Here is a 22,111-nt window from a genome sequence, read left to right as displayed (position 1 = left end):
GAAAAATTTTGCGTAAAATCTGGCTAAATTTATAGCCGAAAACTTCGTCTAAGAGACTGAAAATTAATCATTATAGCAAACAAAAATCCTCCGGTCGCGCGAAGGCGCCGGAGGACGAAGAGAGTTTTCAAAAGTGAAATCTATCGGGTTAGTAACCGCGTTTGGCGTCCGCAAGATCAGCGACGGTCCCGGTCTCGTGGAAGGTCCGAATGTTCTTCGCCACGATCTTGCTGCCAGTCGGCGCGTCGATCAGTGAGGCGACATGCGGCGTGACCGTAATCTTTGGGTTGGTCCAGAAAGGATGCGATTTGGGCAGCGGCTCGACATGGAACACATCGAGCGTGGCGCTGCTAATCTGTCCGGAATTCAAGGCCTCCAGAAGATCGCTATCGACCAGATGCGGACCACGCGCGGCGTTGATGATACTGGCGCCACGTTTCAGTCGATTGAAGGTGTCGGCATTGAGAATGCCACGGGTACTTTCTGTCAAAGGCAACAGGCAGACCAAGATCTCCGTACCCTCTAGAAACGCTCCGAAGCCCTCGGTGCCGGAAAAGCATCTTATGCCGGGCAGGTCCTTCTGAGATCGCGACCAGCCACTGACCTCAAAGCCGATCTGCTTCAAGAGATCTGCTGCGATCGCACCCAGATTGCCGAGCCCCATCACGCCGACGCGTCGTTGGGTGGCGGGAGGCACCACAATCTGCTCCCAGACCTGGTGCGCCTGGTTTGCCTGAATGGCAGGCAGTTCGCGGTGGTGCCGCAGAACATGCATGGCCACATATTCCTTCATCCGCTGCGTCAGGTCGGTCCCGACCGTGCGGATGATCGGGACATGCAGTGGCAGTTGTTCATCCGCCAACACATGGTCGATGCCCGCCCCCAGCGACACGATTGCCTTCAGGTTTTTGAACGGCTTCATGGCCCCACTCGCCGGGCGCCAGACCACCGAGTAGGTCACAGCATCAGGATCCGGCGCCTTATTGATTGGATAGATGTTCCAATCCGGCATCAAATCACGCAGCATCTGGCACCACCACTCGGTCTTGTCTTCGGCGGGCAGGGAAACGACAATGTTCATAGAGCGTCCTCAATTGGCTCATGTATCCATAGTGTAGCTCCATTCACAGCAGGACGGGCGCGGAGGTCAAAGCAAAAATTCCTGTGAGTCTCATAGAAAATTTTTATGTAGATTTTCCATCGCTTTGCTCTAGGCTTCGATTATGAATTTCAAACAGTTGGAAGCCTTTTACTGGCTCACCCGTCTTAAAAGCTATCAGCGCGTCGCCGATCATATCGGCTTGACGCAACCGGCTGTTTCCGCACGGATCTCGGGACTGGAGGATAGTTTCGGTATTCCTTTGATAGATCGCTCGCAGGCCGATTTCACCTTGACTGAACAGGGTTATGAGGTCGCCGAATATGCCGAGACGTTTCTCAATCTCAGCGAGACCCTGACCAGCCGTTTGAAGTCGAAGCAAAAAAGACGTTATACCATTGGCGTGGTCTCAATGGTGACACAGACCTGGGCAATCACCCTGCGCCACAAGATTGCCAACCTGCCCGACCCGCCATTGGTGGATTTTTATTCCGGTGCCAATCTCGATCTGCGACCCATGGTCAAATCCGGTGCGCTGGATATGGCTTTCGTAACAGGTGAAGCCGGCCTGCCGCAGATCGCGGACAGTTTTTCCGTCCTTTATCATGTCGGGTGGGTGGCGCGCCCGGATGTCGTGGGCGAGATCACCCGGCCATTGACGCCCGATGAACTGCGCGAATTGCCTCTGGTACTCTACCCGCACACGTCGCCACTGTTCGGACCCGTCGCCGACTTGATCGAAGAAACGAAGCGGCGGCCGAATTCCCGGCACACCGGCAATTCACTGGCCACGATCTGCGAGATGGTCAGGGCCGGTTATGGTGCGTCGGCGATGCCTCTGGTGTCGCTTGAGCCGGAAATCGTAACCGGAATGCTGGTCGAGATACCCACTACGGTCCAACTGGCGCCATTGGACATCCGCTGCGTGCACCAGAACAGGGCGCGCAAGGCGCAGACCGAAGAAATATTCCAGCTTGCCCGGCAGGCCGCCGAAGAATGGGCTGCGGCCCATCCGCGTTATGTCAGCTTTCGCGCGACCTAAGTTTGTTCGCTGGACAGATCGCTGCCCGTTGCATCGTCCATATCGATACTATCCAAGAGCGCGGCACCGACAGGCACCGCACCTTGGTCATGATGGCTCAGGCGGCAAAGCGCTTTGAGACGTGATCGCGGATGAAGCCGGCGCCGATCTGAACCAGACGCGCTGTGAGCGCCACCCCGGTTTCAGCCGAGCAATAGACGGGGTCACCGCCCCATACGCCGTTCGGCGCGCTTTCCATCGCCTCGATCGGTGCCTGCAAGCGGGCACCGGCGTATTTCAACGCTGCGAAGCCCGCCACGTCGACGCCCATGGCCTTCTGGCCCTTCGGCGGCGCCTTCGCCAGATCCATGCGCAGAAGTTCTGGGTAGTAATGCAGGCCGACCGAGGTTAGCGGATCACCGCCATGACCGGAGGATTTGGCCGCGGCTTCCGGACCGAGGATTTCCTTCAGCAGTTCATAGCTGATCTGCCAGAGATACATCGACGCCACGAACATGCCGTTGGTCTGGCGCCATTTCAGTGAAACATCGTTGATGGCGCCGACGTTGCCGCCATGGCCATTGATCACCAGCACCTTGGTCAACCCGTGGCGGGCAAGGCAGGCGAACATGTCGTCGAGCACGGCGACGAGCGTCGACTGGCTGAGCGCGATACCGCCATGCGACGAGCCGAAATAGTCGGCTCCGCCAAAGGGAATGACCGGGGCGATGAAAGTCGGCACCCCTTCGGCCCGCGCGGCGCGGGCGATGTCCAGCGCCACCGCTTCGGCGGCAAGATAATCGCCCATCGGCGCATGGGTGCCCTGATCCTCCAGGGAGCCCATCGGCAGCAAGATGACGGCGTCATCGTTCAGGAATTGCCGGGCTTCTTCGCTGGTCAGTTCGGCGATCTTGATCTTGTTGGTCAGCATGTTCGAATCCTTAAAGAATATCATGTCGAAGGCAGGCCGCCTGATGCTGATCGCCGACCGATTGTAGCGTCGGGACGGTTTCAGCGCAGGCGGGCTGGACGTAGGGACAACGGCTGCGAAAAACGCAGCCGGACGGCGGGGAGAGCGGCGAGGGGATCTCGCCGGTCAGGCGGATGCGGCGGTTTTCGCGGTGCAGACTGGGCTCAGCCGAAACCAGCGCCGCGGTATAGGGATGCTTTGGCGTGAAATGCACCTGATCGGCGGGACCAACTTCCATGACCCGACCAAGATAAAGCACCATGATCCGGTCTGAGATGTAGCGCACCACCGAGAGATCATGGCTGATGAACAACAGCGAAACCCCTGTCTTGGCGCGCAGATCGGCCAGCAGGTTGAGTACCTGTGCCTGAATGGATACATCCAGCGCCGACACGGCTTCATCGCAGACGATGAAGCTTGGCTCGACGGCCAGCGCACGCGCAATGCCGATGCGTTGGCGCTGCCCGCCGGAAAATTCGTGCGGCCGTCGGTCGAGGAAGCTCGGATCCAGTCCGACGAGATTGACGAGCTCGATCAAGCGCGGCACGCGGGCAGGCCCCTTGTGCAGTCCATGTGCATCGAGTGCTTCCGATAGAACCGCGCGGATGGTTTTGCGCGGATCGAGGCTGGCATAGGGATCCTGGAAAATGATCTGCATCTCCTTGCGCAGATCGCGCAGCCGGGCAGCCGAGACCGTGTTCAGATCCTGTCCGTTGAAGCGCATTACGTCGCTCTTGGATTCGATCAGTCGCAGGATGGCACGGCCGATCGTGCTCTTGCCGGAGCCGCTTTCGCCGACGAGGCCCAGCACTTCTCCGGGTGCGACGCTGAAACTGACATCGTGCAAAATCTTCAATGTCCGCTTGGAGAGGAAACCGCCTCGCCCGAGAGGGTAGCTTTTCTTGAGATTCTGAACGTCGAGGAGTGGAACGGGGTTCATGCGGCCTCCGTCTGGGGGTTCTGCAGGCTGACAGGCGCCTCCGGCGCGCGCAGACAGCGCACGGCGCGCTCGCCATCGGCGCTGGGATAGAGCGCTGGCCGAATTTCGGCGCATGCGGACATTGCGATCGGACAGCGGTCACGGAAGGCACAGCCCGAGGGGCGGGCGGAGGGCAGGGGCGGTGTGCCGGAAATCGCCGGAAGCCGATCGCCTCCGGTGGAATGCAGACCTTCATGGGAGGAGGGCATGCTTTCAATCAGCGCGCGCGAGTAGGGGTGATGCGGATCGTGCAGGATCTGGTCGGCAGGACCTTCTTCAACGATCTGGCCCGAATACATCACCGCTACGCGGTCTGCGATGTCGGCGACAATCCCAAGATTGTGGCTGATGAACAGCAGGCTGAGGCCGTTCCCTTGATCCTGCCGCAGGCTGTGCAGCAGTTCGATGATCTCGGCCTGAATCGTCACGTCGAGCGCGGTCGTTGGCTCGTCGGCAATCAGAAGGCGCGGCTCGCAGGTCAGAGCCATGCCGATCATGACACGCTGGCGCATGCCGCCCGACATCTGATCCGGGTAGCTGTCGATCCGTCGTTCAGCGTCATTCATGCCCACCCGCTTCAGCAGTTCAATCGCATGCTTGCGGGCGTCGGCTTTGGACATCGGGCGGTGCGCGAGAATGGCCTCGACCATCTGGTCGCTGATCTTGTGGATCGGATTGAGCGAAGTCATCGGCTCCTGAAAGATCATGGCAATGTCATTGCCGCGGATTTCCTCGAGCGTGCGGGCATCCACAAAGCCCAGGTTGACCACATCACCGGTTTTGCGGCGCAGTTGCAGCGTGCCCGACGCCTGCCGGATGGCTCCGGGCAGGAGACCCATCAGCGCAAGCGAAGATAGGGATTTCCCCGAACCGCTTTCGCCGACAAGTGCCGTACATTGATTGGCGCGCAAGGTCAGCGAGACGTCTTCGATTACAGCAACAGGCGTTTCAAACCGGGAGGTCTCAAGCCGCAGATTGCTGATCACGGCGACAACATCGGGATCGCGTATCGCCGGCGAGTCTGCGAGGGCCAGTGGCACCGAGACTTCATCCATGCAGCTGCTGGCGCCCCCTTTCGGGTCCAGCGTATCGCGCAGGCGGTCGCAGAAGAAGTTGATCGCATAAATCGTCAGCACCAGTGCGGCGCAGGGTATCATGATGCCGATTGGATCCTGGTTCATGAACTGGCGAGCACCGCGGATCATCTGACCCCAGGACGGTGCAGGTGGCACGACGCCGAGGCCGAGGAATGAAAGGCCGCTTTCGATGGTAATCGCCGCGGCAGCCGTCAGCGAATACTGGACCGATAGGGGGCCTGCGATGTTCGGCAGGATGGTGCCAAGCACGATACGGTGCGACGGCGTGCCAAGAGCGCGAGAAGCCTCGACAAAATCGAGCGAGGTGACGCGCAGCGCTTCGGAAAAGGCTATGCGCGCAAATGTCGGAAAATTGAGTACGGACAGCACTGCCACCAAGGTGCCGGCACCGGGGCCGAACAGGGTGACGACCAGCAGTGCCAACAGGATCGGCGGGAAGCACAGGACAATATCGGACAGCCGGGTCGTCACGAACTCCGACGGACCACGGAAATAGGCGCCGATCAGGCCGAAAAGCGTTCCGACAATGCAGGCGATCGTGGTGGCGACAAAGGCGACGGTCAACGAGACCTGCCCGCCGTAAAGCACCCGGGCCAGCCGGTCGCGACCGAATTCGTCACGTCCCAACCAGTGGGTGAGATCCGGAGCGGCAAGACGGTAGCGCACGCCGATCTTGATGGGATCTTCCGCGGTGATCAGCGGGGCGGCGAACGGGATGATGACCAACGCAGCAAGAAGGACGCTGGGCACGATCATGCGCTTGGGAAAACGGGGGATTGAAATCATTGAAGGCGGATCCTCGGATCAAGCAGCGAGGATAGGATATCGATCACCATATTGATGCCGATGAAGATGGCGGCGACCGTCAGGATGATGGCGCGAACGGTGGGATAATCCCGCTGTTCGACCGCCGAAACGAGCAGGCCGCTGAGCCCCGGCCAGTTGTAGACGAATTCGACGAGGACGGTGGATCCGAGAAGAATACCAAGCTGCAGGCCGACTACGGTGATAATCGGTCCGAGCGCGTTGTAGAGAATATGACGACGGACCACCCGTTTGCGGCACAGGCCCTTTGCCACAGCAGTCCGCACCCAGTCATGACCGCGCATTTCCAGCACGCTGGCGCGCGTCATGCGAAAGACAATTGTGGCCAGGTGCAGGCCGACGGTCAGCGACGGCAGGACCAGCATCTGCAGGTGTTGGAGAGGATCGGTTGAGAACGCGACATAGCCGCCGGCTGGTAACCAACCCAACAACTGCGCAAAGACATAGATGAACAGGGTGCCGACGACGAAACCCGGCACTGATGTAAGCAGCGCATTCACGGCCGAGGTCGCAATATCGAACTTGCCGCCAGCCCGCAAACCCGCCGCTGTGCCCGCCGGAATTGCTAGCATCAGTGCCAGGATGGCCCCGACTACGATGATTTCCAGCGTACGCGGCAGGCGCAGGGCGATGGCAGAGGAAATCGAGCCGTTGTCCACGATCGATGTGCCGAAATCCAGCCGCGCGGTATTGTAGATAAAGGTCGCGTATTGGACCATGACGGGCTTATCCAAGCCCATATTGGAGCGGAGATTGGCAATGGCTTCCGGGGTCGCCGAGCCGCCGCCTGTCGATAGTAGCAGTTCCGCCGGATCGCCCGGCACAATGATCAAAAGCGAGAAAATGATTGTGCCGATAACCAACAGCATGGCAGCAGCGGCAGCCATGCGACGAGAGATGAAGGCCAGCATTCAGCACTCCTTATGCGAGTTTCGTCTCGTCGAGCGCGTAGCCTGATGAACCGCTGAGGAACCCGGGCAGCTGTTCGAACCCTTCGACCGATTGCTTCATGGCATAGGCCTGGATCCGCCAGTTCAGTGGAACCTGCGGCACCTCTTCGTAATAGGCGACCACCAGCTGCTGATAGATCGTCTTGCGCTTGGCTGGGTCGACTTCATTGCGGCCCTGTTCCAAGAGCCCGTCGATGCGGGTGCTCTTGAAGCCGAAGGATTGCAGATAGGAGGGGTTGCCCGAGTACAACAGCGACCAGAGCGCATCGGGGTCGTTGTAATTGCCCGACGTGCCGTGAACGGCAATGTTGTATTTGCCTTCTTTGCCCGCCGTGACGCGTGTGCCCCAATCGGGAAGATCCAGCGTGGCATTGATGCCGATCGCAGCGAGATAGGCCTGAACTACGGATGCCGTGTCCTGGTGCATTCCGTAAGTTGCAGTTGCCAGCAGGCGGCACTCAAAACCGTTCGGATAGCCGGCCTCCGCCAACAATGCCTTGGCTTTCTCGACGTCATATTTCCATTCATGCGCCGGATCGGCGAGATCGAATGGCGATCCCTGCGGGTTTGGCAGGCCATAAAGCGGCACACCGCGTCCGGCAAACGCGGCATCAACGACATCCTGCCGTTCGATGGCATAGCCCACCGCCTGGCGCACTTTGGCATTGGCAAAAGGACCATCGGTGACATTGAACAGCAGGAACATGAACGGTCCCAGCGTGGTCTTCATCTTCAGCGTTTTAGAAGCCTCGACAGCATCAAACTGCGTCCAGGGCAGATATTCGATCAGATCGACGTCGCCCGCCTCGAGTGCTGCATAACGAAGGTTCTCATCGGCATAGGCGATGAAGCGGATGCCGTCGACATTGGGCTGATCCGCCATATAGAAGTCCTTGAAGCGCGACACCTCGATATAGACGCCTTTTTCGCTGCCCTTCATCGTAAACGGCCCGGCGCCGATCGCCGCGCTTTCGGTGCTCTTCTTCGAGATCACCGGACAGCAATAGCTGGCCATCAGATCAAGGAAGATGGCGCTCGGCGCCTTCAGCGTGATCTGCACGGTCTTGTCGTCCAAAGCGTTCACGGCCGCGATAATCTTCAGATCGCTCTTCAGATAGGCGGTAGAGCCCTCCTTGGTGATCTCGTTCAGCGAATAGATCACATCGGCAGCGGTTACCGGACTGCCGTCATGGAAGACGGCGTTTTGGCGCAGTTTGAAGACGGCAGTGGTCGGATTGCTCCATGTCACGCTTTCGGCGAGCTCGGCGACCAGCTTGCCGGCCGCGTCATAGCCCATCAGCCCGCGATACAGCATCAGTTTGACGGTATTGGCAGCGCCGCCCGTGTTGTCGAAAGGCTTGATGGTCGGTGGGAAGGTGGAGAGGCCGAATTTCAACACTGTGCCGGGTGTCTGGGCATGGGTGCCCTGCGGCAATGTAAGCGCGGCAATACCTGCGCCCAGGCTGACCAGTACCCTGCGTCTCGTCGTTTTGTAATTCAGGGAATCGGAAGGTGTCACAGTTGCCTCGAAATTGTTGGAGGGAAAGTGCGGCTTCGTTCTATGTCGGACAGTCCAGCTTCGTTGAGGTTCGCTGTCCAATCGAAAATATTTTTATGGCATATAGATTTCTTTGCCATTCAAAGGGTGGATCGAACTGCTCGAAAATTAGGCGTTGATTTATATGCGTAAATCATAGCCAGTGGCGCATGGCCGGCCGGCGAAAGAGGTCGGCGGTCGTTTGCCGGAGCCACCAAATTTTTTCTTGAATGAAGCTGGAAAACTCTAGCCTCCGCCGGTCCCTTTTTAAGGGTTCAGGTCATGAGCAATCATGTCCGTTGGAAATCGACGGCAACGGTAAAGAGGATCACGAGATAATCTGGTCATGCCGTCAGGTCCCACATTTTGATCGCCCCTCGGTTGACGTGATGGTGCTCTAGAGGAAGTTTTTTTCTCAAAATGGCTAAGATCTGCGGGAATCGGAGCGGCGCACGTCTTGCCGGACATATCCACGGCTTGTGAACGGCCGTGCTTTTTTTCATATAGAAATCGGCATTCGAATACGATCTGCAGCTGGCTTCCCGGATCGCGAGTATGCGAGCCGTATGCCCGATGAGATCGGAATTTCACACAAAGTAACGGGCAAGTCGGGGATGAGTTGGAAATGGATTTCCCCATAGTCCTCGACGGTTTGGATTGGCTCTCCAGGCTATGTAGGGATGGAAATCCAAAGGCCATCACGGCCCGATCGCAAGCCGGCACCGTAGCCGTGATCGTTCACCGCCACGGATGCGTTGTGGATCTCGAAACACCGGCAGGCCGTCGCACATCGGACATGCTGGCCCCCGAAGACCTGCGACACCTCCTGGCTTCCCTTGACCGACAGATGCCTGTTCTTTTGAGGCTTGCGCCGGATCGATATTTGAAACGCCCGTTGTCCGACAGGGTTCTTCCGTATGGCCGGGCTCGCACCATGGCCCTAATCGATATCGAGGAAGCTCTGCCGTTTCTGCGCGACGATTCCTGCGTACTCTTGCCTGAGGATTTGTGTGGAGATGGGACCAGCTATGCCGTGGTCCGCAAATCCATTCTCGATCCGATCATCGCAGCGGTCGACGAGGCCGGCCTTGCGGTGTCGGGACTTGCTTTGGACACGGAAGGTGAGCCTGAGTTCGTCAGCAAGGCAAGCCTCAAGTCCATGTACATCCTCCCTCGGCGCGTCAGGCTTCGCAGGCAGCTGTCCCGCAGCGTGCTCGGAGCTGTTGTCATTTTGTCGGTGGCGACATTCGCGCACGCCTATCTGCGAAACGCGGCGGCGATGTCACGCCTGACGGAGCTCACGGATACCAAACAGACGCAGGCATTGGCCGTCCGGAAAAAACTGGAAAGGCAACAGCTTGAACAGAAATTGTTGCAAGCGGCGCGCGCGGGCAAGGCCGAATCCATTCCGGTTACGATGATCTGGGAGGAGCTGACACGGATCCTTCCCGATTCAACATGGCTTACGGATATGTCGATCCGGAACGATCAAGTTACGATCACCGGGTTTTCCAATTCTGCAGCGGACCTGATCGCGATCCTTGGTGCATCTCCTCTGCTGTCAAATCCCAGTTTCGCGTCTCAGGTTCTGAGAGCCCCCGGGCAAGAGGGAGAACGATTTTCGATCCAGATGCGAATAGCGATGCGATGACCGGATTGTTGATCACTGTCATGAACCTGCCGATCATGGCGCAGCGCTTGATCGCCATTTCGACGTTGGCGCTCGGTGTCATCCTGACATTGGCGACAGGCTGGGCGGCCGTCGCAATCATCAATCAACAAAACGATGAAATCACCGAGGCCAGGCATGCCCTGGCCCGCTTTGACCAACTGATCGCCTTGGACGGGATGGCCTCCAAGGAACCCGTCGCAACGAATGCCTCTCAGGAATTTCTCGCCGGCGCGACGGAACCAGTCATTCAGGCCGAACTGCAGAACAAACTCAATTCTCTCGCCGGCACCGTCGGCGCAACTGTGGTGTCGGTCGGTGGCCTACCGACTCTCGAAAAGAACAAGGTCAGATATGTCGGTGTTCGTGCAAGCCTGCAGGGCCGTCTGACTGCCATCCACGCCATCCTTCTCCAACTGGAGACAGGAAAGCCCTACATTATTGTCCCGGAATTGATCGTGAACGCAACGAGCGCGGCAAATGGCGGCCGATTGGCGGAACCGATCGAGCTCAGCGTGCAATTGTCGTTTTTCAGTCCGCTCAATCCGGCCGAAACAGTGGCGCTCGAGGGAGCAAAGCCGTGATCAGATTGTCGGTCCGCAAATTGCCTTGGGCGCTCCTTTCCTTGATCATTGTCTCGCTCCTGGCTCTTAATATCAGCCTTTTCCGCAGCGATATCGACATCACTGCGCTTGCCTCGGGCGCCTCCGGTCCAGCGGCGATAGGCAACACAGCGGTTGCCCCAGACGCCGTCCTTCGCAATGGCCCGGCATTCTCGCAGACGCTCTCAAGACCCCTGTTCAGCCCGACGCGACGGGAGTTTGTCGTGCAAGAAAAGCCGGTCCAACAGCAGGACACGGCCTCTGTCGACAAGAGTGCGGCCACCACCACCCGACCGGCAATCGCATTTCAGGGCACGCGTACCATCGAAGGAGAGCGCCGGGCACTGGTGCGCGCCGAAGGGAGCCAAGCAGCCGAATGGCTTCCTGTTGGCGCCAAGATTGCCGGCTGGACGATCACCAGAATCGGCTCCGGTAATTTGACACTCGCGCAGAAGGACCAAACGGTTTCCTATGATCTGTTCGCGGCGGGCGGGAGTGGGCAGACCGCGACCGGTGAGGTCGAAGAATGAACGGCGCAGACAGTGATCATCCACAATCGGGCTTTGCACTGGTTGCGGTGCTCGGACTGGTGCTTGTCGCATCGGCCATCCTTGTCCCGTTCTCGATATCGGCTCGCCTGCGGGCTCTGACCGCCGAGAACGCACTGCGCTCCTTCCGCTATTCGCGGATCGAGAAGTCGCTTTCCCTCCATGTCGCAGGACAGCTCTCCACGCGGCTCAAGCATGGCGATATCGACATGCCCCAGGCGGATGGCACGTCGCGCTGCGACCTCGGCGAATACTCCATCGCCTTGGGAGTGCAGGATCACGCCGGCCTGATCGACCTCAACAAAGCTGGTATTCCCCTTCTGGAGCTCGGTTTCCAGGCGTTGGGCTTTTCCGAGGAAAACGCGTCAACGCTTGCATTGGCCACGGACAATTACAGACGACCGGATCGCCGAGCCGAGCGGGAGCTTCCCACCGACCTCATCGGCGAAACCGGGTACAAGCATGCGGTATTTGAGGATGTGATCGAGTTGCAGGACCTCGTCGCCTTGCAGTTGGTATCGCCCGCCGCCATCGCGAATGTCTTTACCGTGCAGACAGGCAGCCGAACGCTCTCCAGCAAGGCCGTTCCCGACGCTATCGGCCGCATTCTGGAATCGCGGGTATCCGGGTCGTTGCCTCTGACCGCATCGACGGCCAAGCCACGCGCCGTGACTATTTTCGTGCGGCTCTTCCGCAACCAGAAACTGGAAGCCAGTTCGGCAACGGTGTTTGATCTCTCCGGCGACGGCTTCGCCTACGTTGCCTCGATCCCCACTGTCTCCAACGAAGCGGAAACGATGGCTTATTTCGGCCGAGATCTGCCATGCGGCGACTTCGTTGCCGAAACAATGCTGACGGCAGTCGCGGATGCGCTCAAATGACAAAGGGACAAATGACTCCGGAAGCTTTTCTGAGCGCATTGGAGGCGGCGGGGCATCTCACGTCCGAAGCCGTGCAGCGCGCGCTTTCCGTCCAGGCCGCGACGAGCCACCCCGTCGATATCGTTATGCGCGAGCTGGCATTCATGCCGGATGCACAGCTTGCGGAAGCCATGGCGCTCTTCTGCCAATGCGATTGCTGCACCGTCATTGCGGGCGTCGATGAAGAGTTGCTCGAGCGCATTGGATCAGTCTTTGCGCAGGCGAATGCGGTCATACCCTGCCAGAGCCAAGGCGACAGTATCAAGCTGATTGTAGCGGACCCGTTTGCATCCTCGACTATCGGGGCTGTTTCCTATCTCGCCGATCTTCCCGCCACCATCAGCGTCGCTCCGCGCTTGCTGATCGACGAATTTTTTCGAGAACGGGCCAAGGGCCAAAATTCATCCGAGACTACGGACTTCCAGGATAGCGCCGAGGCGGAGGATGTAGACCGCCTGCTGGATATTGCCCGTGAGGCGCCGATCGTGAAGTTCGTTTCACGCATCCTGCAGCGGGCGGTGGATGAAAAGGCAACGGATGTGCATATCGAGCCGCTTGAGGACTCGATCAGGATTCGCCTGAGGAGAGACGGACTGCTCGACACGCTGGAAATTGTGCCAAAGTTTAACGCGGCGGCGGTGACGAGCCGCATCAAGATCCTGTCCCGCCTGAACATTTCCGAGCGCCGGCTGCCACAAGACGGTCGCCTCAGGGCTTCGATCCGAGGACAGGAAGTGGACTTTCGTGTTTCGGTGATGCCAAGCATCCACGGCGAAACGATTGTGCTGCGCATCCTTGACCGCTCCAATATCCGGCTGGATCTGGCGGCTCTCGGTTATCAACCCGAAAGCATGGCGACGATCGCGAGGATCGTGCGACGGCCGAACGGGATCATGCTCCTGACGGGTCCAACGGGCTCGGGCAAAACGACAACGCTCTATTCCATCCTCAGCGACATCAACGATGCCAAATCGAAGATCTTCACGGTGGAGGATCCCGTCGAGTACCGGCTTGCGGGAGTAACGCAGTTGCAGGTGGAACCATCCATCGGCCTGACCTTTGCCACGGCCCTTCGTTCGGTCCTGCGCCAGGACCCGGACATTATTCTCCTCGGTGAAATCAGAGATCCGGAGACGGCGAGGATTGCCGTGCAGGCGGCGCTGACCGGGCACCTCGTCCTGTCGACACTGCACACGAACAGCGCGGCCGGCGCCGTCAATCGGCTGCGCGAAATGGGTGTCGAGAGCTATCTGCTGGCCGCGACGCTCCGGGGCATCATTGGTCAGCGGCTTCTCAGAAAAGCATGCCCGGATTGTTCGGGACACGCGGTGGGCATCCGTTGCGAGACCTGCAATGGCTCCGGTTATTCCGGCCGGCGCGCGGTCTACGAAATACTGGAAGTCACGGAACCGATACGCGAGGCGATCGGCCGGGATCTGATCCAGAGCGAAATCGAAAATCTGGCGATCAAGGAGGGGATGCGGCCGCTGGCGCAACAGGCGCGTGAACTGGTCGCAGCGGGCATTACCACCGTCGCCGAAGTTTCGCGCGTCGTCGATCTGCAAGGAGAGTGAGATTGCCCAATTTCTCCTATGTCGGTTTCTCGAAGGACGGCACCAGGAAGCGCGGCATGCTGGAGGCTTTAAGCGAAGCCGAAGCGCTCCTGCGGCTGAGAGCTGATGGTCTGAAAGTCCTCGAACTCTCCGAGGCGCGCCAGCCACGCTCCAGAATAGCGTTTCCCGTCGCGCGCATCTTGCCTGTGAAAGTGAATTTGGAGCGATTTTTTGCCGATATCGCGATGCTAATGGACGCCGGGCTCGGCCTGGACCGGGCCTTGAAGGCTATGGCTGCCGATCAGGGCAACAAGGCCAACTACATGCTTGCAAAGGAGTTGATTGAACGGCTTTCCAGCGGCAAGGCCCCGTCGGAAGCGTTCCGGGCCATTGGGGGGGCGGGTCAAGACATCGCGGCTTTGATCGCGAGTGGCGAGCAGACCGGGAAGCTTCCCGTTATCTTTGGGGTCATCGCAAACAACCTTGAGCGACAGCGCGCGCAACGAAGCCAGATTACAGAGGCCATCGCTTATCCCGCCTTCCTCGTTCTGATGATGTGCGCCGCGTTGTTGATCGTGACATTTTTGCTGGTCCCGGCGATCCTTCCCATATTCGAGGGAGCCGGTCGGCCGGCGCCGTTGATGATCAGGTCTCTCGACGTCCTGAGGGTACTGCTGGTGAATTGGGGGCCGGTATTGGCGCTCGCACCCCTGCTGGTGGGTCTCGTCGCGCTGCGAAGCACCCAGCGAGCACGGTTGAAGACGTTCATCTCCAATGCGGCCATTTCACTGCCGCTGATCGGCGTATTCATCCGAAAGCAGGGTCTCGCGCGTTACCTCCACAGTCTGGCATTGCTGCTCGGAAACGGTGTCGAAATGCCGAAGGCTTTGGCTTTCGCCGCGGCAACCTGCCCGATTGCGGCTTATACCACGCCATTGGAAACCGTCCGTGAGCGTGTATTGAGCGGCTCGCGGCTGCCGGACGCGCTCGGGGAGGCTGCGATCTTTCCCTCCGCGGTCGTATCGCTCGTCGCAATCGGAGATGAGGTCAACACTCTTCCAACCGTTCTGTTTCGCTCCGCCGAACTGCTGGAGGGAGAGGCTTTCCGCTCCCAAAACCGGCTTCTCGCGCTCATGACGCCGGTCATAACCATTGCCATGGGGTTCCTCATTGGCGGTCTGGTCATCTCGGTTATGAGTGCGCTTCTCGGTATCAACGATCTGAGTTTGCAATGAACGTGGCGAGACCGGAAGCAGATGGGTACGAAGCAGGCTTTTCGCTTGTCGAATTGCTTGTCGTGCTCGCAATTATCTCAGTCACCGCTGCGATTGCCTTTTCCTCGTTTCCGGCGAGGCGGATGGCCGCGTCTCCGGAGAGTGTGATCCGGGATGCGGGTCATCTTGCCCAAATGATCCGAATGGAGGCGATCAATCGCCGTAGGGACCTTGCTCTGCAAGTCGATGTTCAGGCAAAAACAATTGCCGACGCCGATGGCAGGCGGCGTATCTCCATCCCGGCTTCGGCAACTGTCGAAGTTGTGACTGGTCGGGAGCTGACCCGGTCGCAAAGCCAGGCCTCCATTGTTTTCTTCCCCGACGGCACATCGTCCGGTGGCGCCATCTCTCTTTCGAGCGACGGCTCTCCAAAGATGACACTTCGAATTCCGTGGCTGACGGGCATCCCAACGATCATGTCGGGAAATGACGATGACAGGTGATCCCCCCGCGCACCGAGAGGAAGGCTTTTCGCTGATCGAGGTTCTCTGTGCCTTCGTGATCCTATCGATCTCGGCGGCAATCGTTCTGCAAACGGTGCAACTCGCGGCGAGAAGTTCGGCCATGGCGGAAGAAAAGATGAAGATCCTGACCGTCGTACCGAAGATCGAGCTCGCGATAACGACAGCCGAGGGAGGAAACAGTTCTTCACCGCGGGGCGAAACGGACGGCCTTCACTGGGAGATAGAGCCCGTTCCCTTTGCCGAGGAGCAGGATGACGAGGGGATAGCCCGCTTGCGCGTACTTCTTCCCGGTGGCGAGCGCCACTACGACTTTTTGATCAATTACCGCCCGAGATTGCCGTGAAGATGCCGTCAATGTCCCCACTCGACGCTGCCCGGATCGATCGCCGGCGAGATGACGATGGTTTCACCCTGATCGAGGTCCTCGTGACATTGGCCCTCGTTGCGGCACTATCGATGATCATCCTGGCGATGGTCAGCCAGTTCCGCGCCATCACGATGGCGCGGGAAAGGAATGATGCGATTGTCGAAGTGGAGGCTCTGGCCGGATTTGTCGAAGAGACCGTTCGCGATGCGCGCCCCTTTCCCTTAATGCAGGACGGTCCGCAACGGCATCCGATGATGATAGGAGGTCCGGACAGGCTTACCTTCGTTGCGGTCAGTCGTATCGGCAGCCGGCAATACGGTCTCAGAGACGTGAGTATTTTTCTCGAGCGCAGCGCCGATCGGCGGAATGATGGCCGGCTGATGCAGTCGCTTCGCCCGCGCAGGCCCGGCGAGCAAATTCAGACAGAAGCCGTCGAGCTGGCGCGGATAGACGAGCTCCAGTTTCGATATTGGACACAGGGCGATGCGTCGCAGGCCTCACCCGGCGGCGCATGGCGCACCGAATGGACCCGGGTGGATAGATTGCCCGCCTCTGTCGGCATCACTGTTTCAATCACGCGTTCGGGACATCAGGTCTCCGCCGAAAAGATCATTCATCTGTCCGCCGTGCCGGAATAATAAGGCCGAAGCCGGTCTGGTGGGCCTACGGGCTGAGATCGGCGTCCTGACCATCGCCGCCCGGCTTCCCGTCTCGCCCGAACGACATCAATGAATAGCCAGATAGGCCTTCAGGACCCTTATACTGGTAAGGGTTCCCCCATGGGTCACGGAGCGCGGCTGTCTGTTTCATGTAGGGACCGTTCCAGGATGTAAATCCGGCCGGGCGTTCCACAAGTGCTGAAAGACCTTCCTCCGTTGTCGGATAGCGACCGGCATCGACGTAGAGAAGTTCAAGCGCACTTTCCAGGTTCCGCATTTGCGCTTTCGCCGCATCGACGCGCGCCGATCCGAGATACCGCAGGACCTGGGGCGCCGCGATCGCCGCAATGAGGGCGATGATGGCAAGCACGACCAGAAGCTCGACGAGCGTGAAACCATCATCATGGGCTCCGCCTTGTGGATTTTTTTCGGCAGTGATGTTTCTTTTCGTCATAAGGGGCTCGCAGGTGTCAATGAAAACAAGGATGTAACCTCGGATAACCAGGTCAGGATCAGTGCAATTCCGAGAAATGGCCCGAACGGCACTCTGAGATTGCGAAGCGCCGTCGATTTGCCTTGTAGAAAGATGAGCGAAAACAACAGAGCCGTGCTGCTGGCCAGCATGAAAAACAAGGGAAGGTTCCAGGGACTGAACCAGATGGCGGCGCTGCCGATGAATTTGACATCACCCAGCCCTATCCCGATCCGACCGCTTATCCGGCGATGAACCCAGCGCAGGAGCGCAAAGGTTGCCAAGGTCGCCAATCCGACGGCGAGCGCACGCAAGGTGTCGAAAACGCCGAATGGAAGCCTGTAGGCAAGCCCCAGACCCGCGAGCACGACATTCCAATGGTCCGGAATACGCATGATTTTCAGATCGATCCAGGCAATCCGCAGGACCGTTGCGATCATCAACAGAGCCGCGATCCATTGCTGTGGCGTCAACGGGCCGCTCAATATGCCAGCCTCTTCAGGTCCTGCTGCAGCTCGCTGTTGCCGCCGCGTCGCTTCTGAACGGCCGAGCTCAAATTCAGCTGGTTTCGGAACTCTTCCGTCACATCCCTCGCCTGCCGCACGTCCCGAACGATACGGGGCTTGATGAAGATGATCAGCTCGGTCTTGTTGATCGTGTCCTCCTTGTTTTTGAAGGCATTGCCGAAGATCGGCATTTTCCCAAGGATCGGCACTTGCGAGTGGTTCAACGTGTTGCTTTGCTGGATCAGCCCGCCGAGCGCAACGCTTTCATTGTCGTCGACGATAACCTTGGTGGAGAGCTTTCTCTGCTGGATCGTCGGCGAATCGATGCCCGAGGTCGTGGTCTTCACGACGTTCGACACTTCCTGCTGAATATCGAGCATGACCCGCCCGGAGCTATTGACCCTCGGCAGGACCGTCAGGATCACGCCGGTATCTTTCAGGTCGATCGAGCTGACGATCGCCGTGTTGCTGGTCGTGGTGGAGGCGGATTGTTGCGTGACGATCGGAACCTGATCTCCGACCTGGAGCGTTGCCTTCTGATTGTTCAGGGCCATCAGGGTCGGCGCGGATACGATGTTGACGTTGGTGATGCTCGATAGCGCGTTCAAGGTGGCGCCGACATTGCTGGAGGCAAAAGTCCAGGCAAAGCCCGGAAAGCTGGCCCCGGTGCTGCCGTCGGAGAGGTCGGAAAGCCCGACACCGAACTTGCCGCTTTCGAAAAACCAGCGCAGCCCGAACTTCAACTGATCGTTAAGCGTCACCTCGGCGATGACGGCCTCGATGAGAACCTGGGTCGGCATTACATCCAGCTGTTTCAAAATCTGCTCGATGTGTTCGTATTCGCGCTGTGTCGTCGATATCAGCAGCGCATTGTTTTCCACGTCGGCGACGACGGATGTGTGCGTTGAATCTCCCGCCGTCGTCGGTGCCGACGCGATTGCGGACGCCATATTCGTATTTGCAGCGGCAGGCTCAGTGGACGTGGTAGCGTCTCCCGTCAACGTCGTCGGTGCCATGTCCGGCGCGACCGCGTTCGAATAGCTTGGCGCATTCTTTTCCTGGCCCGAGATCACGGATTGCAATACCTGCGCCAACTCCTTCGCCGGGCGGTTCTGGATATTGTAGACGAAAAGCTGCTTCTCGTTGGTGCTGGCGATGCGATCAAGCTTGTTGATCCATTCGGCCGCCTGCGACAGGTAGGCGCGGCGGGACGTTATGACCAGCACGGCATTCAGTCGGTCGTTCGGAACGAATTTGATCAGTTTTGCATTAGGCCCGTCCTGGGTGCCGAATATGGTATTCAGCTCTTTTGCGACATCAGCGGGTTGCGAGGCCTTGAGCGGATGAAGCGCCACCGACATTCCCTTCATCCAGTCGACGTCGAAGGTAGCGATCGCATCCCGCATAGCGGAGAGGTCCGCATTGGATCCGGCCAGCATCAGGAGATTGCGTGCCGTGTCGGCGCGCAGAATGGATCCCGGACGACTGATCGGCTCCAGAATGCTCTTCATTTCCTCCGCGCCGATGAAGCGCAGTTCGATCACCTGAACCCGAACGCCGGGACCGGACGGTGTTGCTGAAGGCACGGTGACTGCGGGCGTCGTCGAGAATGAATTGCCGATCGGGACGACCTGATAGGAATCGCCTTTGCGAACGATTGCCGCTCCGTTGACGGCAAGGGCGGATTCGAGGATATCGACAAGTGCGTCCCGGGATACCGGCTGGCTGGTTTGCAGCGTAACCTTTCCGTTGACACGCGGGTCGACGACGTAGCTGACTTTGAGAATGTCGCCCAGTATGCTTTTCGCCGCGGCGGAAATGGGGGCATCGACAAGGTTGAGGGTATATCCCTCGCCGCCGGATATTCGCTTTTCAACGGAAAACGCCGGAGCGCCTTGCGAAACGAAGCTCTCGTTCCCCTGCTGGGTCGCTCCGACAAATGCGTTTGCCGAACTCCCGTTCGCGAGTAGGGAGCTGGTTCCGCTCGTCGCCACGGGCAACGGCTTTCCTCGCGCGTCGAGCTGTAGCAGCTTGTCGGAAAAGACGTTGTCGACTGGATCGGAGGAGACACATCCAGCCAGCAAGAGCACAAGCGCCGCGTGAGCAGCCTTTAAAAATTTCATTGGAAAGAACACCTACTCAAAACATATTCTGCGTCTTCCCGCGACGAAGCACGAGCCGATTGGAACGGGCGAAAAACAACCGCCTCCACGGTTTTGGTGGTGCAACCTCCGCATCCGCCAAGATGGCTCGGAAGCAGTCGGTCACAAGGCATCAGCCTTTGTCTTGTTGTCAGGGCACTGCCGCCAGGAGAGTACGTCTTTCCGCTTTCTCCTGGCGGGAACGCTTCGGCTAATCGTCGAAACCGTCCGAACTATGCCATCAGGGCGGTGATCCCGGAGGAGTCCAGCGCACCATTGTAGATACGGAAGTCATCGATCAGACCGTTGAAATAAGGATCGGCACTGTATTGTGAGCGTCCGATCCAGTTCTGTTTCGTCGGCCCGATATGGAACGGCGCGAAATACATCGCCGTGTTTGTTCCGACTTCGGCGCCATCTATGTAGAGGGTGCCGGTATGACCGGACAAAGTCACCGCAACATGGACCCAGCGCCCGGAAGGCATGACGATATTTGCGTCTATCCCCTGCTCACCATTCCCGCTGTTCAGGGTGATGGCAAAACGGGCCTTGCCGGACCCGCCGCGCGGCGTCAGGAACATGTAACGACCCGTGCCGGTTCCGAAATCGAAAATGCGCGCCCAGTTTTGATTGCCGTTCCAGAAGACCCAGGCCGCGATGGTGAAATCGGCCGAGGACAGCATGATATTTTCCGGTAGCGAGACGTAGGCGCTGTTGCTGCTGTTCAGCGAGACGGCCGTGCCGGTCTTGCCTGTCGCCCAGGTGGCATTGACGAGGGTGCCGCCGTCTCCGGCTGTCGTGCCGGTTCCCTCATCGAAGGTGAACTGGGTTTGCAGCGTTTTTGTCGTGGACGCCGTCGCTTCGTTGGAGGCGGCGCTTTCGCCCGAAGGCGTCTCCGCCGTGATCACATAATAGTAGACGCCGTCGGTCGGAGCCGTATCGGTATAGGTCAGCAGGTCGGTAATCCCGGTCTTGAGGGTCGTGTATGGGCCGCCCGATTGCGTTGCCCGCTTGACGGAATAGCCCGTCGCATAGGCCGTACCCCACCAGGAGAGAACAATGTCACCCGCATTCAACCTGGCGGTCAGGCCGCTCGGAGGACTGCCGGAGGCAATCGGGTCGCGGGTGCAGGTAAGAGTGCCGTAACCCAACTGGTCGTAGCCGCCGCTGTTGGGTCCATAATTGCCACCACCGCCTTCCGGAGCAGTCTTGTACATGAAATCCATGAACTTGCCGGTATAGGGCGCATCCAGGCCCTGGCGGTTGACATAGTGATTGTAGAGCAGCGCCCAGCATGGGCGGGCAGTCCCCTGACTTGCCGTCGAGAAACCGCTCTGATTGACCTTGTCGACATTGGTGTAGAACAGGTACGGCACCGTGTAATAGGTCGTGCCGCTTTCGATCAGATTGCCCTTGGCGACGTATTCCGCTCCGGCAAGAACGCGGTTGTTGTCGTAGCCGTAGAGATCGACACCCTGATTCCAGGCCATTTCGCAGATCGCCCCGACCAGGGCGATGCCCAGCGTATTGTGGCCCTGATCGCGCCCGGTCTCCTGCCATTGGCCCAGATAACCCGGATGGACGTAGTAGACGGCCTGCATGATACAGCCATTGCCTGCGCCGGTTTGGAAATACTCGACCGCTTCGTCGAAATAGGCCCGGTTGTCGCAGAGCACGCCGATGGCCATGATCGATGCCATGTTGCATAGATCCCAATTGGCCCAATAATGCGTGACCTGGGTTCCGTTATGCACGGTGAGGAACCTATGATTGATTGGGTAAAAGACGTTGACCATCATGCTCTGGAAACGTGCGAAATCCGCCGCTGCCCAGCCTGTATACGAGCGCATGATTTCCGCCGCATTGGCAAATTCGTAGCCGTAGATGCCGGCCGCTAGATCTAAATCTGAACTGCCACCAATGACTGTTAGGACCGCGGACCAGCCATTCATGATCTGGATCGACTTCTCGGCGTAAGCGGTGTCACCCGTCACCTTCCAGCGCACGGCATGCGCGTAGGCAGCGGCAACGTCGTTATAAAGCAACGAGTAGTTTTGCGAATGAACGCCGTCGTTGCCGCGATAGACCGCCGACTGCGGACGCGGATTATAGCCTAGGCTGGCATGCGAATTATCAGTCAGAACCTTCCAGCCGTTGACCCAGGGCGATTCTCCCGCGGTAACCTTTGCCGCCATGCGGGTAAAATCGGCTTCGGTGTGCAGCAGGCCCGGATGGACGAACCCATCCTGGGCAGCCGTCGCGTCCGTGGAGGAGGATGTGGCATCGTCGGCGCGAGCACCAACGGCAGACAGGCTAAGAGCGGCGAAACCCATCAGGAAGCTCCGCCTCGAAAAGGCATTCGCGATTATCTGGTCGTTAATTTGATCTGAAAATCCAGCCATACTATATTCCACACAGCTAAAATTGTAGACTACGGCCAGGTTTGGCCGCGGAGGAA

20 protein-coding genes are annotated in these 22,111 nt (G+C 58.8%); 10 read left to right on the top strand and 10 right to left on the bottom strand.

Annotation, left to right across the window (positions count from 1 at the left end; genetic code table 11):
* Window positions 1-148: 148 nt before the first annotated feature.
* Window positions 149-1,081: a 2-hydroxyacid dehydrogenase gene (locus AC1RO0_RS14210; RefSeq protein ID WP_498593539.1), complete on the bottom strand. Its 933-nt coding sequence runs from the start codon at window positions 1,079-1,081 to the stop codon at window positions 149-151.
* A gap of 142 nt (window positions 1,082-1,223) precedes the next feature.
* On the opposite strand from AC1RO0_RS14210, the gene AC1RO0_RS14205 reads away from it, so the two are divergent.
* On the top strand, window positions 1,224-2,141 hold the full coding sequence (locus AC1RO0_RS14205; RefSeq protein WP_498593538.1) for a LysR family transcriptional regulator: 918 nt from the start codon (window positions 1,224-1,226) through the stop codon (window positions 2,139-2,141).
* A 97-nt stretch (window positions 2,142-2,238) separates the two neighbouring features.
* Here the strand turns inward: AC1RO0_RS14205 and AC1RO0_RS14200 are convergent, their stop codons facing one another.
* Genes AC1RO0_RS14200 through AC1RO0_RS14180 form a run of 5 tightly spaced genes read right to left on the bottom strand, consistent with a single transcriptional unit; the run spans window position 2,239 to window position 8,460 of the window.
* Window positions 2,239-3,051: a creatininase family protein gene (locus AC1RO0_RS14200; protein ID WP_498593537.1), complete on the bottom strand. Its 813-nt coding sequence runs from the start codon at window positions 3,049-3,051 to the stop codon at window positions 2,239-2,241.
* A 10-nt stretch (window positions 3,052-3,061) separates the two neighbouring features.
* On the bottom strand, window positions 3,062-4,030 hold the full coding sequence (locus tag AC1RO0_RS14195) for an ABC transporter ATP-binding protein (RefSeq protein ID WP_498593536.1): 969 nt from the start codon (window positions 4,028-4,030) through the stop codon (window positions 3,062-3,064).
* Entirely contained in the window at window positions 4,027-5,952 is a 1,926-nt protein-coding gene (locus tag AC1RO0_RS14190; protein WP_498593535.1) for a dipeptide/oligopeptide/nickel ABC transporter permease/ATP-binding protein, read from the bottom strand. The genes AC1RO0_RS14195 and AC1RO0_RS14190 overlap by 4 nt, the downstream gene beginning before the upstream one ends.
* Window positions 5,949-6,902, bottom strand: coding sequence for an ABC transporter permease (locus AC1RO0_RS14185; RefSeq protein ID WP_498593534.1), 954 nt, complete (start codon window positions 6,900-6,902; stop codon window positions 5,949-5,951). Before AC1RO0_RS14185 ends, AC1RO0_RS14190 begins: the two co-directional genes overlap by 4 nt.
* 10 nt (window positions 6,903-6,912) lie before the next feature.
* Window positions 6,913-8,460 (bottom strand): ABC transporter substrate-binding protein, encoded by a 1,548-nt coding sequence (locus tag AC1RO0_RS14180; protein ID WP_498593533.1) that lies wholly within the window; start codon window positions 8,458-8,460, stop codon window positions 6,913-6,915.
* Window positions 8,461-9,103: 643 nt separating this feature from the next.
* On the opposite strand from AC1RO0_RS14180, the gene AC1RO0_RS14175 reads away from it, so the two are divergent.
* From AC1RO0_RS14175 to AC1RO0_RS14135, 9 genes are read left to right on the top strand one after another with little or no spacing between them, the layout of a single operon-like run.
* Complete coding sequence (locus AC1RO0_RS14175) at window positions 9,104-10,129, top strand: PilN domain-containing protein (protein ID WP_498593532.1); 1,026 nt, start codon at window positions 9,104-9,106, stop codon at window positions 10,127-10,129.
* Window positions 10,126-10,731, top strand: a complete 606-nt coding sequence (gene gspM, locus AC1RO0_RS14170; RefSeq protein WP_498593531.1) for a type II secretion system protein GspM — start codon at window positions 10,126-10,128, stop codon at window positions 10,729-10,731. The genes AC1RO0_RS14175 and gspM overlap by 4 nt, the downstream gene beginning before the upstream one ends.
* Complete coding sequence (locus AC1RO0_RS14165; protein ID WP_498593530.1) at window positions 10,728-11,279, top strand: hypothetical protein; 552 nt, start codon at window positions 10,728-10,730, stop codon at window positions 11,277-11,279. Before gspM ends, AC1RO0_RS14165 begins: the two co-directional genes overlap by 4 nt.
* Window positions 11,276-12,178, top strand: coding sequence for a hypothetical protein (locus tag AC1RO0_RS14160; protein ID WP_498593529.1), 903 nt, complete (start codon window positions 11,276-11,278; stop codon window positions 12,176-12,178). Before AC1RO0_RS14165 ends, AC1RO0_RS14160 begins: the two co-directional genes overlap by 4 nt.
* A complete protein-coding gene (locus AC1RO0_RS14155) occupies window positions 12,175-13,791 on the top strand; it encodes a GspE/PulE family protein (RefSeq protein ID WP_498593528.1) in 1,617 nt (538 codons plus the stop codon). The genes AC1RO0_RS14160 and AC1RO0_RS14155 overlap by 4 nt, the downstream gene beginning before the upstream one ends.
* 2 nt (window positions 13,792-13,793) lie before the next feature.
* Window positions 13,794-15,005 carry a type II secretion system F family protein gene (locus AC1RO0_RS14150; RefSeq protein WP_498593527.1) on the top strand — a complete coding sequence of 404 codons (1,212 nt, stop codon included), beginning with the start codon at window positions 13,794-13,796 and terminating at the stop codon, window positions 15,003-15,005.
* Window positions 15,002-15,487 (top strand): GspH/FimT family pseudopilin, encoded by a 486-nt coding sequence (locus AC1RO0_RS14145; protein ID WP_498593526.1) that lies wholly within the window; start codon window positions 15,002-15,004, stop codon window positions 15,485-15,487. Before AC1RO0_RS14150 ends, AC1RO0_RS14145 begins: the two co-directional genes overlap by 4 nt.
* Entirely contained in the window at window positions 15,477-15,851 is a 375-nt protein-coding gene (locus AC1RO0_RS14140) for a type II secretion system protein (RefSeq protein ID WP_498593525.1), read from the top strand. Before AC1RO0_RS14145 ends, AC1RO0_RS14140 begins: the two co-directional genes overlap by 11 nt.
* An 11-nt stretch (window positions 15,852-15,862) precedes the next feature.
* Window positions 15,863-16,513, top strand: coding sequence for a prepilin-type N-terminal cleavage/methylation domain-containing protein (locus AC1RO0_RS14135; protein WP_498593524.1), 651 nt, complete (start codon window positions 15,863-15,865; stop codon window positions 16,511-16,513).
* Between the two features lie 25 nt (window positions 16,514-16,538).
* On the opposite strand, the gene gspG is transcribed toward AC1RO0_RS14135, so the two are convergent.
* The 4 genes from gspG to AC1RO0_RS14115 all read right to left on the bottom strand — a co-directional run bounded on the left by gspG (window position 16,539) and on the right by AC1RO0_RS14115 (window position 21,986).
* A complete protein-coding gene (gene gspG / locus AC1RO0_RS14130; RefSeq protein WP_498593523.1) occupies window positions 16,539-16,988 on the bottom strand; it encodes a type II secretion system major pseudopilin GspG in 450 nt (149 codons plus the stop codon).
* Complete coding sequence (locus tag AC1RO0_RS14125) at window positions 16,985-17,491, bottom strand: prepilin peptidase (RefSeq protein WP_498593522.1); 507 nt, start codon at window positions 17,489-17,491, stop codon at window positions 16,985-16,987. The genes gspG and AC1RO0_RS14125 overlap by 4 nt, the downstream gene beginning before the upstream one ends.
* The gene (gspD, locus tag AC1RO0_RS14120) at window positions 17,488-19,635 is read right to left on the bottom strand and encodes a type II secretion system secretin GspD (RefSeq protein WP_498593521.1); all 2,148 of its coding nucleotides are present in this window, start codon (window positions 19,633-19,635) and stop codon (window positions 17,488-17,490) included. Before gspD ends, AC1RO0_RS14125 begins: the two co-directional genes overlap by 4 nt.
* Window positions 19,636-19,886: 251 nt before the next feature.
* Window positions 19,887-21,986, bottom strand: a complete 2,100-nt coding sequence (locus AC1RO0_RS14115) for a LamG-like jellyroll fold domain-containing protein (protein ID WP_498593520.1) — start codon at window positions 21,984-21,986, stop codon at window positions 19,887-19,889.
* Window positions 21,987-22,111: the final 125 nt, after the last annotated feature.

This window comes from Rhizobium sp. GW821-FHT14E12, from assembly GCF_058803745.1.
This window is presented reverse-complemented; position numbering and strand designations above follow the sequence as displayed.

Excerpts from the sequence above, each read along its gene's own strand:
- AC1RO0_RS14210 (WP_498593539.1), bottom strand. The coding sequence starts at position 1,081 with ATGAACATTGTCGTTTCCCTGCCCGCCGAAGACAAGACCGAGTGGTGG.
- AC1RO0_RS14205 (WP_498593538.1), top strand. The coding sequence starts at position 1,224 with ATGAATTTCAAACAGTTGGAAGCCTTTTACTGGCTCACCCGTCTTAAA.
- AC1RO0_RS14200 (WP_498593537.1), bottom strand. The coding sequence starts at position 3,051 with ATGCTGACCAACAAGATCAAGATCGCCGAACTGACCAGCGAAGAAGCC.
- AC1RO0_RS14195 (WP_498593536.1), bottom strand. The coding sequence starts at position 4,030 with ATGAACCCCGTTCCACTCCTCGACGTTCAGAATCTCAAGAAAAGCTAC.
- AC1RO0_RS14190 (WP_498593535.1), bottom strand. The coding sequence starts at position 5,952 with ATGATTTCAATCCCCCGTTTTCCCAAGCGCATGATCGTGCCCAGCGTC.
- AC1RO0_RS14185 (WP_498593534.1), bottom strand. The coding sequence starts at position 6,902 with ATGCTGGCCTTCATCTCTCGTCGCATGGCTGCCGCTGCTGCCATGCTG.
- AC1RO0_RS14175 (WP_498593532.1), top strand. The coding sequence starts at position 9,104 with ATGGATTTCCCCATAGTCCTCGACGGTTTGGATTGGCTCTCCAGGCTA.
- gspM (WP_498593531.1), top strand. The coding sequence starts at position 10,126 with ATGACCGGATTGTTGATCACTGTCATGAACCTGCCGATCATGGCGCAG.
- AC1RO0_RS14160 (WP_498593529.1), top strand. The coding sequence starts at position 11,276 with ATGAACGGCGCAGACAGTGATCATCCACAATCGGGCTTTGCACTGGTT.
- AC1RO0_RS14155 (WP_498593528.1), top strand. The coding sequence starts at position 12,175 with ATGACAAAGGGACAAATGACTCCGGAAGCTTTTCTGAGCGCATTGGAG.
- AC1RO0_RS14145 (WP_498593526.1), top strand. The coding sequence starts at position 15,002 with ATGAACGTGGCGAGACCGGAAGCAGATGGGTACGAAGCAGGCTTTTCG.
- AC1RO0_RS14140 (WP_498593525.1), top strand. The coding sequence starts at position 15,477 with ATGACAGGTGATCCCCCCGCGCACCGAGAGGAAGGCTTTTCGCTGATC.
- AC1RO0_RS14135 (WP_498593524.1), top strand. The coding sequence starts at position 15,863 with ATGTCCCCACTCGACGCTGCCCGGATCGATCGCCGGCGAGATGACGAT.
- gspG (WP_498593523.1), bottom strand. The coding sequence starts at position 16,988 with ATGACGAAAAGAAACATCACTGCCGAAAAAAATCCACAAGGCGGAGCC.
- gspD (WP_498593521.1), bottom strand. The coding sequence starts at position 19,635 with ATGAAATTTTTAAAGGCTGCTCACGCGGCGCTTGTGCTCTTGCTGGCT.
- AC1RO0_RS14115 (WP_498593520.1), bottom strand. The coding sequence starts at position 21,986 with ATGGGTTTCGCCGCTCTTAGCCTGTCTGCCGTTGGTGCTCGCGCCGAC.